Source organism: Streptomyces sp. GC420 (assembly GCF_009916105.1).
GTDB lineage: Bacteria > Actinomycetota > Actinomycetes > Streptomycetales > Streptomycetaceae > Streptomyces.
The window spans coordinates 1-685 of the sequence record NZ_JAAAXQ010000812.1 but is presented as its reverse complement, the minus strand read 5'-3'; the positions used below and the strand labels follow the sequence as shown (position 1 = coordinate 685).

At 72.0% G+C, this 685-nt stretch carries 1 protein-coding gene; it reads left to right on the top strand.

Annotation, left to right across the window (positions count from 1 at the left end; translation table 11 throughout):
- On the top strand, window positions 1-685 hold a 685-nt coding region (locus GUY61_RS38760), incomplete at both ends, for a YqjF family protein (RefSeq protein ID WP_166634955.1).

Sequence of the window (685 nt, the reverse complement as noted above, 5' to 3'; positions counted from 1 at the left end):
GTGGTGGCGCGACCTGGCTTTCCTGCACTGGGCCGTGGACCCCTCCGCCGTGGCGCGGCTCCTCCCGGCCGGTACGGTCCCCGACACCTTCGAGGGTGCCACCTACGTCGGTCTGGTGGCCTTCCGCATGGACCGGGTCGGCTGGCTGCGGCTGCCCGGGATCCCTTATCTGGGCAGCTTCCCCGAGACGAACGTACGCCTGTACTCCGTGGACGGGCGGGGACGGCGGGGAGTCGTGTTCAGCTCGATGGACGCGGCCCGTCTCATACCGGTGGTGATGGGGCGCACGCTGTTCAACCTGCCGTACGTGTGGTCCCGCATGAGCGTCAGGACCCAGGGCGACACGGTCCGCTACCTCAGCTCGCGGCGCTGGCCCGGGCCGCGCCGCGCGCACAGCCGTATCACCGTGCGGAAGGGCGAACCCATCGCCGAACCCACCGGCCTCGAACACTTCCTGACGGCCCGCTGGGGCATGCACAACGCCTTCTTCGGCGGTGCGGCCTATCTGCCGAACGAACACCCGCGCTGGCCGCTGCACCGGGCCGAACTCGTCGAGTGCGAGGAGGACCTGATCACGGCCGCGGGGCTGCCCGCGCCGTCGGGTGCGCCCGCGAGCGTGCTGTACTCGCCGGGCGTCCCGGTGCGTCTCGGTCTTCCCCTGCGGCCCGCGGGTATCCCCACGCCC